Annotated in this window: 10 protein-coding genes; 3 read left to right on the top strand and 7 right to left on the bottom strand. The window is 37.9% G+C overall.

Annotated features, from left to right (window positions below; translation table 11 throughout):
* Positions 1–368: 368 nt before the first annotated feature.
* Complete coding sequence (locus ACFOY7_RS05005) at positions 369–1,319, top strand: glycoside hydrolase family 43 protein (RefSeq protein ID WP_390252047.1); 951 nt, start codon at positions 369–371, stop codon at positions 1,317–1,319.
* Positions 1,320–1,637: 318 nt separating this feature from the next.
* Here the strand turns inward: ACFOY7_RS05005 and ACFOY7_RS05000 are convergent, their stop codons facing one another.
* The 7 genes from ACFOY7_RS05000 to ACFOY7_RS04970 form a co-directional block, all read right to left on the bottom strand.
* A complete protein-coding gene (locus ACFOY7_RS05000) occupies positions 1,638–3,074 on the bottom strand; it encodes a glycoside hydrolase family 1 protein (RefSeq protein ID WP_390250001.1) in 1,437 nt (478 codons plus the stop codon).
* Between the two features lie 284 nt (positions 3,075–3,358).
* Positions 3,359–5,209: a beta-glucoside-specific PTS transporter subunit IIABC gene (locus tag ACFOY7_RS04995; protein WP_390250000.1), complete on the bottom strand. Its 1,851-nt coding sequence runs from the start codon at positions 5,207–5,209 to the stop codon at positions 3,359–3,361.
* A 144-nt stretch (positions 5,210–5,353) separates the two neighbouring features.
* Complete coding sequence (licT, locus tag ACFOY7_RS04990; RefSeq protein ID WP_390249998.1) at positions 5,354–6,211, bottom strand: BglG family transcription antiterminator LicT; 858 nt, start codon at positions 6,209–6,211, stop codon at positions 5,354–5,356.
* Between the two features lie 493 nt (positions 6,212–6,704).
* The gene (locus tag ACFOY7_RS04985; protein WP_390249996.1) at positions 6,705–8,153 is read right to left on the bottom strand and encodes a 6-phospho-beta-glucosidase; all 1,449 of its coding nucleotides are present in this window, start codon (positions 8,151–8,153) and stop codon (positions 6,705–6,707) included.
* Positions 8,154–8,243: 90 nt separating this feature from the next.
* The gene (locus ACFOY7_RS04980; RefSeq protein WP_390249994.1) at positions 8,244–10,166 is read right to left on the bottom strand and encodes a beta-glucoside-specific PTS transporter subunit IIABC; all 1,923 of its coding nucleotides are present in this window, start codon (positions 10,164–10,166) and stop codon (positions 8,244–8,246) included.
* A 324-nt stretch (positions 10,167–10,490) separates the two neighbouring features.
* On the bottom strand, positions 10,491–10,679 hold the full coding sequence (locus tag ACFOY7_RS04975; protein ID WP_390252046.1) for a DUF378 domain-containing protein: 189 nt from the start codon (positions 10,677–10,679) through the stop codon (positions 10,491–10,493).
* A 61-nt stretch (positions 10,680–10,740) separates the two neighbouring features.
* Entirely contained in the window at positions 10,741–11,163 is a 423-nt protein-coding gene (locus ACFOY7_RS04970) for a voltage-gated chloride channel family protein (protein ID WP_390249992.1), read from the bottom strand.
* Positions 11,164–11,642: 479 nt separating this feature from the next.
* Between ACFOY7_RS04970 and ACFOY7_RS04965 the strand changes: the two genes are divergently transcribed.
* Together ACFOY7_RS04965 and ACFOY7_RS04960 are read left to right on the top strand one after the other, a co-directional pair.
* Entirely contained in the window at positions 11,643–12,092 is a 450-nt protein-coding gene (locus tag ACFOY7_RS04965) for a VOC family protein (RefSeq protein WP_390249990.1), read from the top strand.
* Entirely contained in the window at positions 12,085–12,861 is a 777-nt protein-coding gene (locus tag ACFOY7_RS04960; protein ID WP_390249989.1) for a DNA alkylation repair protein, read from the top strand. The genes ACFOY7_RS04965 and ACFOY7_RS04960 overlap by 8 nt, the downstream gene beginning before the upstream one ends.
* Positions 12,862–12,866 lie beyond the last annotated feature (5 nt).

Raw genomic sequence — 12,866 nt, 5'->3', positions numbered from 1 at the left:
ATATTTTATCACGCGTGACAGATTACATATAACAAAAATGAGTTTCATAGGTTAAAGGCTGCCCCTAGGGCTTTTACCAACAAATAGATCTATCTTAACCCCCTCTGCCTACAATGGATTATTGATCCTCGATAATTTTAGCAGACATTTCATTATTAACCATAACATAATTAATCGATAACCTAATAACTTAATAAGAACATATCTGAAATTTAAATTTAATTAACTTAACAATTAATTAAATAACTTTTTTATATTTTGTGATTAACATATTTGGCATCATATGTTAAAATCACATTTAAGGAATGCGCTTTCATTCACTGTTAGTGTGTTCTAATAAAAAGGAGATGATGAGAATGAAGTTAAAAATGTATTGGCAGGTAATCTTTTTTGTTCTGGTTTTCTTTGGTGCAGGCAGTGCTTCTGTGTCAGCAGCATTCTGGGAGATGGATGAACACCCAATGATTCATGACCCTTCCATGATTAAAGAAGGAAACACATGGTGGACATTCGGTACAGGTGAAACGGATAAGAACGGCATACGTGTTATTTACTCACAAGATGGCCGAAATTGGAATGAAGCACCAGTTATTTTCCCTCAACCTTTAAGCTGGTGGAAACAATATGTACCTGACCATACAAGTGCTCAATGGGCTCCTGACATCCAATATTTTAATGGTCGCTATTGGCTATATTACTCTGTCTCTTCTTTTGGATCAAATCAGTCTCTAATAGGACTATTGTCGACAGAAAGCATTGCATCCGGAAATTGGAGAGATGATGGACTTGTCGTTCGGTCGACAACTAACGATAATTTTAATGCAATTGATGGAGATCTGGTTATTGATGAACATGGACAGCCATGGTTATCGTATGGCTCATTTTGGAGCGGTATAAAATTGACGAAATTAGATGCCCGAACCATGAAGCCTGTTGGCCAAACCTACTCCATAGCTGCTAGACCTAACCATCCTGAAGGGGCAATTGAAGCACCAAGTATTACGTATAAAGATGGATACTATTATTTATTCGTTTCATTTGATAAATGTTGTAATGGTGTAGATAGTACGTATAAAATAGTTGTTGGCCGCTCAACAGACATAACAGGGCCTTATCTGGATAAGTCCGGAAACAATATGCTTTACGGTGGCGGAACTATTTTTGATACAGGTAATGATAAGTGGGTCGCTCCAGGCCATCAAGACGTGCTAAATAATAATATCTTTATTCGGCATGCCTATGACGCTGACCGAAATGGCCTGCCAAGCCTGTTGATAAATGACCTATATTGGGACAGTCAGGGATGGCCAACGTATTAATGGATTTTTATTTATAAACAAACAAATACAATTTATGCATAGAGTCCGGAAATTTCACTACAGGATACTAGAACGGTTCTCTTCTATCTCGTTTGGACCCAGGGAACCGTTCCTGTTTTCCCTCTTCACCCCTCCTGAATGTTCATATCTGCCGGCATTTTATTTGTTTCCAGCTACATGCGTGACATTGATGCTTTTATAGACTGTTCATAATGCTTAAGAGTTAAATCATCGCTTCATATTTTTGCGGAATAGCAGGGAACTTTTAAAAAAAAGAGAGAATAGAAAAGCTATTCTCTCTAATATCCCTGGTGAGAATTAAAGTTCTTCACCATTTGTTGCAATGACGTTTTTATACCAGTAGAAGGATTTCTTTCTGCTGCGTTCAAATGATCCACTGCCATCATCCTGCTTATCTACATAGATAAAGCCGTAACGCTTGGACATTTCACCAGAAGATGCACTTACTAAGTCAATACATCCCCATGAAGTGTAGCCCATTAATTCGACGCCATCGTCCACTGCTTCACCCATTGCTCTAATATGTTCTCTTAAATAATCAATACGATAATCATCATTGATACTTCCATCTTCTTCTACCGTATCATAAGCACCTAATCCATTTTCCACTACGAATAAAGGTACCTGATAACGGCCATATAACTCATTTAAAGCGATGCGAAGACCAACCGGGTCAATTTCCCAACCCCAGTCACTAGCTTCAAGGAATGGATTCTTTACACCGCCAATTAAATTACCTTGGCCGATCTCTTCTGGAGTCTTATTCTTCTTGTCAGTACGGGACATATAGTAACTGAATGAAATGAAATCAACGGTACCTTCTTTAATTAACTGAAGGTCTCCATCTTCCATTTCGATATGGATATTATTCTCTCTGAAGTAACGGTCAATAAAGCTTGGATATTCACCGCGTACTTGTACATCCCCGCAGAAATTATTAAAAATACGTGCCTCCTGTTGTGCATACAACACATTTTCCGGGTTGCTGTCAAAAGAATAAACAGGTGCATAAATCAGCATACAGCCGATTTGGGAACCAGGAATAATTTCATGTCCAAGCTGCACTGCTTTGGCACTTGCTACAAATTGATGGTGGAGTCCCTGGAAGCTGTCCTGAAGACGTGTTTCTTCACTTTCCGGTGAAAAACCCAGTCCTAGTAAAGGCATATGTGTCGCACCATTGATTTCATTAAAAGTTAGCCAATATTTCACTTTATCTTTGTAACGATTGAAAAGCACTGATACATAACGCTCAAAGAATTCAACTAATTTGCGGTTTCTCCATCCACCATATTCTTTAATAAGATGCAACGGTGTTTCATAATGCGCGATTGTTACTAACGGTTCGATATTATATTTAGCCAGTTCGTCAAAAACGCGATCGTAAAAAGCCAGTCCTTCCTCGTTTGGCTCTAATTCATCACCATTCGGGAAAATACGAGACCATGCAATACTCAAACGAAAGGTTTTAAAGCCCATTTCTGCAAATAAAGCAATATCTTCTTTATAACGGTGATAGAAATCAATGCCTTCATGATTTGGGTAAGTATATTTTGATTTGTCAATTTCAAAATCAAATCCGGTAGATGCTAAAAGTTTCAATCTGTTTTCTTTCCCGCCTGGAAGTACATCAGCCAGATTGAGCCCTTTTCCCCCCTCCTTGTATGCACCTTCTAACTGGTTAGCTGCAGTTGCGCCGCCCCATAGAAATCCTTCTGGAAATTTTACTGCCATTATTCATCACCTCAAACTAAGATTTTTGCCTCTCTTTTAAGAGAGTAATTTGGCTGTTGCCAATAAAAAAACCTAAATTGCTCAAGAAAAATTGGAAAGACCCCTTCCCCATTTCTAAAGCAACTTAGGTTTTGCCTGTTTATCAGTAACAATCCATAAGTTATTCAATTTACATATTAAATATAGCATTTTAGCGTTAAAATGTAAAGGTTTCCGCAGTGTCATCCATAATCGCTGAAAGTTTATCAAAGCACCGCTGAACAATAGTCTCACTTTCTTCCTATTCATTTTATTACAGTCAATAAGCGGTCTCCAGTCACAGTATTCTCAGCCTCACCGCTAATGACCTCAAGGAATTCATGAGAGTTTGTAATGACAACTGGTGAAGTAATGTCAAAACCTTCCCTTGTAATCGCCTCGATATCAAATGAACCTAGCAATTGGCCCTGTACCACTTTTTCCCCATACTTTACCTTCATATCAAAATACTTGCCGTCTAATCGGACTGTTTCTATACCAATATGAATCAGAACTTTAATCCCTGCGTCTGATGTAAGACCAATACCATGGTTTGTGGGAAATACCGAAGTTACCGAACCAGAGAATGGTGCATGCAAACTTCCCTTAATTGGTATAATGGCAACACCCGGGCCAATAGCCTCAGAAGAAAACACATCATCGTCTACATCTTCTAAGCTTATGACAGGGCCTGTTAACGGACTAATTATAATCGAGTCATCGTGCTCTTTGTTTTCATTTTCAGACAGAGCTTCACTTTCCGAGATCTTTTCATCTTCTGTTTGCTCATGATAGCCGAAGAAGTATGTAGCGATCATTGCGATGAAATAGGCAAGAAAAACCCCAAATAAAAACAGCCAAAATCCTTGTCCGAAGAAAATAGGTAATGTGGTAAGGCCAGGCAAACCTACTGATTTCGAACCCGCCCCGGAGATTCCGACGATTGCTCCGCCAATGGCTCCCGCAATACAACCAATGATAAAAGGTTTCTTATATCTTAACGTAATCCCGTAAATTGCCGGCTCAGTTACACCAAATAAACCTGCGATGGTTGCTGGTGCAGCAATGGATTTAACTTTCCTTTGTTTCGTTTTCAGCCAAACACCTAAAACAGCACCTGCCTGGGCAAAAATAGCTGGTGTAATCATTGCAGTAAACGTGTCTATTTCAAACTGACTTAAATTATTCAATGCAATCGGGACAAGCCCCCAGTGCAACCCGAAAATGACCAAGATTTGCCAGGATGCCCCGATCAAAGCTCCAGCAACTATTGCACTGTTATCATAGACAAAGGAATAACCACTCGCAAGCCATTCACTAACAGTGTTTCCAATTGGACCGAAAACTAATAACGTCAATGGTACCATCAAGGCGATTAAAGTTAATGGTGTGAAAAATTTCTTTATCGTTTTTGGATAAACGTTGTTAAAAACTGTTTCCAGCTTTGCTGTCACATAAATTGCTAATATAATCGGAATAACGGATGTCGCATATTTTATTAACACAACAGGAATACCGAAAAATGATAATTCAAGCTCCTCATTATATTCCAGAGAAATATCAGGATAAAACAGAGCACACGCTATCACCACCGCCACATGCGGATCTGCTCCAAATTTTTTGGCAGCAGTAAAAGCGAGATGGATTGGCAAAAAATAAAACAGACTGTCAGCTGCTGCATGCAATATAATATATGCCCCATCAGCCTCTGTTAACATTCCCAGCGATACTGCAAGGATTAAGAGTCCTTTCAGAATCCCGGCACCAGCCAATGTTCCTAATAATGGCGTAAAAATACCTGAAATGATATCAATGGCTTCATTAAAAAGTGATCTCTTTTGACCAGTATGTTTCCTGTTCATTGTCTCTTCCAATTGCGTCTGTTTCAATATTTCCTTGTAAACATCATTTACTTCGATTCCAACAACTATTTGAAATTGACCTGCAATCATCATCACTTTTATAACACCAGGTAATTTAATCACAGAAGATTTATTTGCCAGATCATTATTTTTCAGTTTGAATCTCAGGCGAGTTGTACAATGGACTAGTGAGATAATATTGTCTTCCCCACCTATATTTTTTATAATTTCTTTCGCCAACTGAGCATAGTCCATTACCGCTCCTCCTTTTGTCTTGTTTCTATTTTAAAGCGGCAGATTTTATTTGTCACTGACATAAGAAAGAAACTAAACAGACTTGTCCAGTGAATACTGAAAACAAAGCCCAGTTTAGCTTCTCAAAAAAGTCATCCTCTAATTTCATTTGTTCGTCCATTCCTGACGGTTCGTTACACGATGAATATGCAATGTTAAATATACTTTTTCATCGTTTGATATGTCCCAATCATATGTCTTTGCAACATATTTGGAAATTTTCTCTGTGCATAAGTAAGCCTGCTCGTATTTCTTTTTCACCTGTTCAAATAAAAAGTCATCTGTCTGACTCACATGATCTGTTTCTTCGCGAACAAAACGCATTGCAAAGAAACGCAGGTGTGTTAGGAATCTTTCATAATTGATCGAATTATCATCAAGTTTCATATCAAAATGATATTTAACAATATTTAAAATATTATTGACCATTTTAGTTACCTGTATGGCAGCATCCATATTATCACCATTCAGCTGACTGTTTAGCAGGTGAAGGGCGATTAATCCCGCTTCATCTTCAGGAAACCTTACCCCTGTCTCCTCTTCGATAAAATCAAGGGCTTTTAAGGCAACCTGGAATTCATTTTTATAATATTTTCTAATTTCCCATACAAGAGGATTTTTAAGCTCTATCCCCTCTTTTTGCCTACTAACAGCAAAGTGGAGGTGATCCGTTAACGCAACGTAAAGATAATCATCGATTTTATATGATAACTGGGATTTTGCATAATCTAATATACGGTGAGAAAGCTCTAAATACACTTCCGGTGTATCTACAAGTAAATCAGCTAATTTATCTGACAGTCCCTGATCTGCTAACACAAATTTTTTCTCTATTTTTTCTATATCAACCGGCTGTCCAACCTTCTTTTGAAATGCTAATCCCTTTCCCATTACGACCATTTCCTGCTGCTGGCCATTTTCCGTCAAAACAACATTATTATTAAATACCTTTTTTATTTCCATATAATCAGCCCTTGTTAAAAGATTTATTTTTATAGAAAAAAACGCGGCATTCTCCGAGCTTACCATATACTTAGTAGTATTAGTGTTTTTAAAATAAAAAAAACCAAATAAGTATACAGAATATTGAAAAGTTAATATTCTTCTACAAATTTTGGTTTTGCCTGCCGAACAGTAACAATCCTGTATATATTAGGTTGTAAGCGATTAAATCTAACACCTTTATACCATTCATTAAAAGCAATGTCAATGACATATGTCCTATTCTACCACAAAAAAGACTGGTACAACAGAGTTTTTAACAAAGAAAAACCGGGCAATGTGGGGAAGCATTCGCGCACGCAAATACTCTACATGTCATGATTTTTCTATTATTGTGAGACCACTCCCATTGAATATACTGTGGACCACCTCAAAGCAAAAAGCCGAACGAGATCGAAAGATTCATCGTCCGGCTTTTTTATAATATATTTCTTATTGTCCCCACTTGGTTTAGTTATTTATTTAAAATGTTTGCACCGTTTGTTTGGATTACTTGCTTGTACCAGTTGAAACTTTTCTTTCTTGTTCTTTTTAATGTCCCGTTTCCTTCATTGTCACGGTCTACATAAATATAACCATAACGCTTTTTCATCTCACCAGTGCTTGCACTGACGATATCTATCGGGCCCCAGCTTGTGTATCCAATTATGTCGACACCATCTTTGATTGCCTCAGCCATTTCAATAAAATGCTGCTCAAGGTAATCAATTCTGTAGTCATCATTTATCGAACCATCTTCTTCCAATACATCGACTGCCCCTAACCCATTTTCCACAATAAATAATGGCTTTTGGTAACGGTCATGCAGCTGATTGGCAGTGATTCGGAGACCTTTCGGGTCAATTGTCCATCCCCATTCTGATGTTTTTAAGTATGGGTTACTAACTGAAGCAAATACATTTCCCTCTGTTTGATTCTCCAGTACCTCCGGATCTGTGCTTGTACATCGGCTGGCATAATAGCTGAAACCTATATAATCCACCGTGTTATCCTTTAGAATCTGTTCATCACCAGGTTCCATTTTTATATCCAGATTATGGTCTTCAAAAAATCTCTTCGCATATCCAGGGTACTCTCCTCTTGATTGTACATCGATAAAGAAAAACGACTCTCTGTCTTTATCCATTGCATCCCATACGTCATCCGGATTACTGGAATACGGGTAAGTCATACCTGCAGCCAGCATACAGCCTATCTTGGCATCAGGGATGATTTCATGACATGCTTTAACGGCTAATGCACTTCCGACTAACTGATGGTGTGCAGCCTGGTAAAGCACTTGGTTTTTATCTTCCCCTTCATTGAACACTATTCCTGCTCCGACGAATGGAAGGTGCAGAAGCATATTGATTTCATTAAATGTCATCCAGTATTTCACTTTATTTTTATAACGTTCAAAGATAGTCCGCGTATATTTTTCATAAAAATCGATCATTTTTCTATTTTTCCAGCTGCCATACTTCTCCACAAGATGGACGGGAACATCAAAGTGGCAAGTAGTTACGACAGGCTCAATATTATATTTTAACAATTCGTCAAAGACATCATCATAAAATTTAAGTCCGGCTTCGTTTGGTGTTTCTTCCTCACCAGTCGGGAAGATTCGTGACCATGCGATCGATAAGCGGAAGCTCTTAAATCCCATCTCCGCAAATAATGCAATATCTTCCTTATAGTTATGGTAAAAGTCAATTGCCTGATGGGATGGGTAATACACGCCTTCTTCCGGCTGAAAGCTGTCAATATTTCCTAACATAATATTAAATCGCTCTTTACCCGTAGGAAGCAGGTCGACAGTCGTTAATCCTTTTCCACCCTCCAAATAAGCACCCTCAGCCTGGTTGGCAGCAATGGCTCCGCCCCATAGGAAATCTTCAGGAAAAGATACTTTATTGCTTGACATAAAATCATCCCTCTCTAAATTGTATTGGAAAAAACTTAACAGAAAGGAAAGATAAATCTTTCTTACTTCCTTTCTGCAGTCATTAAACTTCTATTTTTTCTCGCTGTCTAATGTAATTATTACATCATTCACTTTTACATCTTCTGCCTCTGTAGTTAATAGTGAACCATAGTCATTGTAGTTTGTGACGATAACAGGAGTTGTTAAAATATAACCTGCTTCCTTAATTTTATCTGCATCAAATTCCACAAGTAATTGACCTGCTTCAATACGGTCACCTTGTGCCACATGAGCTGTAAAGTACTTACCTTCTAAGTTAACAGTGTCCATACCAACGTGAATTAACAGTTCAGCACCATCGTCAGTCGTAATACCAATTGCATGTTTTGTCGGGAACAATGCAGAGACAGTACCATTTGCCGGAGCAACTACCTTGCCCTCCGTCGGTTCTATTGCTACCCCTTGTCCTAACATACCTGACGCAAATGTTTCATCTTTAATGTCTGCTAATACTTTTACTTCACCTGTAAGTGGAGATAATATTTCTCCATTTTTCACGGCAACAGCTTCTGGTTTTTCTGGTTCAGCTGGTGCGACAGTTTCAGTACTTTCATTTTTATTAATGCCTCCGAACAGGAATGTTAGTACGAAAGCTAAAACCATGCCAACCCCTGCGGCAATAATTGCACCAATTACTGTCATATCTATTCCGGCATCCGGAATAAAACTAGGAAGCTGGAATACGCCAAGACCACCCATTACATATCCTGTTGTACCAAAGAATCCTAACAGCGCCCCACCAATTGCTGATGAAATAACTGTGAAAATAAACGGCTTTTTGAGTGGTAAAGCGATACCGTACATACCTGGTTCTGTAACACCAAATATAGCAGAGATAAATGCTGGTGCACTAAGTGTTTTTGTTTTTTGATTTCTCGTTTTAATCCAAACTGCCAGGATTGCACCTGCTAATGCAAAGGAGTGTGCAAAGATTAGCGCTAATATCGGATCATATCCCGGATTGGCAAAATTGTTCATAGCGATTGGAACAAGGCCCCAGTGAAGACCGAACATAACAAATACTAACCATAAACCACCAAGGAATGCTCCTGCAATAATTGGACTTAAATCATAAACTCCTACAGTTGCTGTACCTAACAATTGACTAGCCCATGTTGCGATTGGACCGATAATAATAAATGTTAAAGGAATAATAATAAGCAATGTAAACATTGGAACTAAAAACATTCTGACTACTGATGGAATAACTTTCACAAAGAACTTTTCTAATTTAGCTGCAAAAAACGCAGACACAATAATTGGTATAACAGACATAGAATATGTCATTAAAATAACTGGAATTCCAAAGAACTCAATATATACTGGTGATTCAAACATCGTTCCTGCGAACAATGTATATAATGGGTCTCCCGATGCCGGAATTCCTTCAAGCGCCGGATAAACCAGTGCCATTGCGATTACCATACCAAGGAAAGGGGTTCCTCCAAACTTTTTCATTGCAGTATATCCTAATAAGATTGGCAAGAAGTAAAATAGTCCATCCCCAATTGCGTTAAGAATCTGATAAGTTCCACCTGTGTCATCAAGCCAGCCGATTGCAACAAATAATGCATTAAAACCTTTAATCATACCAGAAGCTGCCAACACACCTAGAATTGGTGTGAATATTCCTGAGATCATATCGATAAAACGGTTAAACAGACCCGTTTTTTCTCCACCATCTTCATCAACCGGTTTAGCAGCTTCGAAACCGCCTTCCGCTACTACCGCTTTATATACGTCTGAGACATGGTTGCCAATAACGACCTGATACTGACCACCGCTCTTCATAACGGTTACAACACCGTCCATATTCTTCAACACTTCTGTTTGTGCTTTACTTTCGTCTTTCAACTTAAAACGCAAGCGAGTAATACAATGTACAACACTGTTAACGTTTTCCCTTCCGCCGACATTTTTAATAATGTCTTTAGCCAGTTGTTCATATTTCATCATGGATGCCTTCTTTCTTTTATTATTTTTACATTTAGGGGAAAGTTTTTAGGGAATAAAAAAACCTGAATGGCTGGAGAACACACATAGTGTATCTCTAGCCATTCAGGTTATGCCCGTACTTGGTAACATTCCTAAATGTTATATTTGATTAAACACATTATAGCATCAGATTAAAACGGTTTCAACACTTTTTTTCAAAAAATCTAATTGGTGGTTTCCTCCATGTTAGGAAGGGGCAGGAACACAAAAAGGGTTCTCTTATTTCCTATTTCTAATTAAAAGGAAACAAGAGAACCCTGCTATTTCACTATACTCTGCTACTTATTGGGATTTAATTTCCGGGATGAACTTCAACGCATAGATCGCACAAATCCCTACGACAATATAAATGATTCGTGAAAGTACAGCATCATCCCCGCCAAAGAGGGTTGCAACGAGATCAAACTGGAAGAGTCCAACTAAAAGCCAGTTGATTCCTCCTACAATCAGTAGATGGTTTGATTCAGATATTTACTAAATCAATATCTTGATAAAAAAAACCCAATCATCGAAAGATCGGTGATCGAGTCTATTATTTATCATTTTGGCTAGTTGAAACACTTTCTTCCTGTTTCTTCTTGATAAAGTAATAGGCAAAAAAGTAAATAGGTAAACCTAAAATGGACGTTATTCCAAAAAACAGGATAATGGGAACCCATTTATATATGATAAAAACCACTATTGAACCAATAATATGAAAGGTAATAAAACGCAGGAAATGGTTAGTTGGTAGTTTTTCTGTCATATTCATGATGGTAGAAAATATAAATACGACACCGACAAAATAACACAATAGTTCCAACACAAGCATCATTAGCCAGGATTTAAAGCCCGGACCCGATATTTGAGCATCTAAAAAATTTTGATAATCGGCATACCAGTCCAAGAACCCTATAACAATTGCCGTAATTAAGCTTGCTAAAGCATAACGTTTGTTTTCTGATAATAACTCCATGTGCCACCTCCTGCTTAGAAGTATAGCATATGCAAATGTCCTATTAATGGGTTTTTTCTACTTTACTCTTATTCATGTCATAACTATATAAACGAATCATATTGCCACAAATTAATGACAATGGTCCACCCGAAAACTATTTGACGCAGCCCTTCATTTAAAAATTTTATTAAATCCAGGGAAGGACAACTTTCTTTTCGGCTATTTATGATACGGCTTTTTTCCCGTGACATAATTAACTAAGGTCCTTCCTGGAGGTTCCTATTAGTAACACCTTCGTATTACCCAAATCTCCTTATTTCTCCGTCCGTTCTAATTTTTATTCTTCTTTTCATTGCTTCTATTCACCGTAATCATCCGCTAATACATATCAATTACTTTAATTATTAATTCTCATATTTAGAAGTAATAATTACATTTACAAACATACAGTATGTATGTTAAAGTGGGTTCATAAATAAGAAAGGGGAATTTACCCAATGGAATTAAATAGTTTTTACCCTGTTATTTTGACAAAACAAGTGGAGGAAAGTTCAAAATTTTACATTGAGTACTTTGGTTTTGATATCGTATATAAAGCAGACTGGTATGTTAGTTTAAAAAAGTTCAAGAGTAATATTCCTTTTGAATTGGCACTGCTGGATGCCTCACACCCAACAGTTCCAATTGCTTACCAAAAATCCGTGCAGGGTATGATTTTGAACTTTGAAGTGGAAGATGTTGATAAAGAGTACCATAGACTTATTATTTCTGAAAAACTCCCATTACAGCTTGATATTCGCGATGAAGAGTTTGGACAGCGGCACTTTATAACAAGTGACCCAAACGGTATCCTAATTGACGTAATAAAGATCATCCCTCCATCAGAAGAGGAAAGTATTCAATACGTCGAGACGGTATGGTCAAATAGCGGGAAAACAGATGAGTGAGAAGAAAGCGTTAAAGCATTATTTCGGGGATGAATTGGCTCACCATCTCTCTAGTATTATCACACCGCATTTTCCAAATTTTCCAACAGATTCATTTGTGCAATCTGTTGGAAATCAAGTGGAACCATTAGAATTAAAAGGGAGAGTTGCGGTTATATCTGATGAGTTACGCAACGATCTACCTGCCGATTATCCAGAGGCATTAAACATTCTCTTAAGTATTCTTGGACCAGAAAATGAAACAGAAAAAGGAATGTTTACGAATGGCTATTTTTTAATGCCCATTGCTTTTTTTGTAGAAAGGTATGGTTTACAGCATTTCGAAATATCCATGCATGCTTTGTATGAAATTACTAAGCGACATACATCAGAATATGCTATACGGCCTTATTTGAAGTGCTATCCAGATGAATGTTTAACGTATTTAAACAACTGGCTGAACGACCCTAATCCTCATATTCGCCGACTGGTTAGTGAAGGTACACGCCCACGCCTTCCTTGGGCGAAGCGGATGAAAGCAATCAAAGGAAATCCTGCCAATAATCTAGCTTTATTAGCCCCATTATTGAAGGATCCTTCTTTTTATGTAAGAAAGTCTGTAGCCAATCATCTGAACGACCTAACGAAGGACTACAGGGATACTACGCTTGATTGGATTCGCCGTTTGGATCGAAAAGAGGACGGTATTGATAGAGTTATTCGTCATGGGTTACGATCTCTAGTCAGTTCGGGAGACCCAGAGGCTTTAAGTCTATTGGAAATTCTATGACTAAT

Origin of the sequence: Gracilibacillus xinjiangensis (genome assembly GCF_042651765.1) — a bacterium.
Lineage (GTDB): Bacteria > Bacillota > Bacilli > Bacillales > Amphibacillaceae > Gracilibacillus > Gracilibacillus xinjiangensis.
Note: the sequence above shows the minus strand (reverse complement) of the source record. Positions and strands in the feature narration are given on the sequence as shown.

Bases quoted from the DNA above. Each gene is read 5' to 3' on its own strand.
- ACFOY7_RS05005 (WP_390252047.1), top strand. From the start codon at position 369: ATGTATTGGCAGGTAATCTTTTTTGTTCTGGTTTTCTTTGGTGCAGGC.
- ACFOY7_RS05000 (WP_390250001.1), bottom strand. From the start codon at position 3,074: ATGGCAGTAAAATTTCCAGAAGGATTTCTATGGGGCGGCGCAACTGCA.
- ACFOY7_RS04995 (WP_390250000.1), bottom strand. From the start codon at position 5,209: ATGGACTATGCTCAGTTGGCGAAAGAAATTATAAAAAATATAGGTGGG.
- licT (WP_390249998.1), bottom strand. From the start codon at position 6,211: ATGGAAATAAAAAAGGTATTTAATAATAATGTTGTTTTGACGGAAAAT.
- ACFOY7_RS04985 (WP_390249996.1), bottom strand. From the start codon at position 8,153: ATGTCAAGCAATAAAGTATCTTTTCCTGAAGATTTCCTATGGGGCGGA.
- ACFOY7_RS04980 (WP_390249994.1), bottom strand. From the start codon at position 10,166: ATGAAATATGAACAACTGGCTAAAGACATTATTAAAAATGTCGGCGGA.
- ACFOY7_RS04970 (WP_390249992.1), bottom strand. From the start codon at position 11,163: ATGGAGTTATTATCAGAAAACAAACGTTATGCTTTAGCAAGCTTAATT.
- ACFOY7_RS04965 (WP_390249990.1), top strand. From the start codon at position 11,643: ATGGAATTAAATAGTTTTTACCCTGTTATTTTGACAAAACAAGTGGAG.
- ACFOY7_RS04960 (WP_390249989.1), top strand. From the start codon at position 12,085: ATGAGTGAGAAGAAAGCGTTAAAGCATTATTTCGGGGATGAATTGGCT.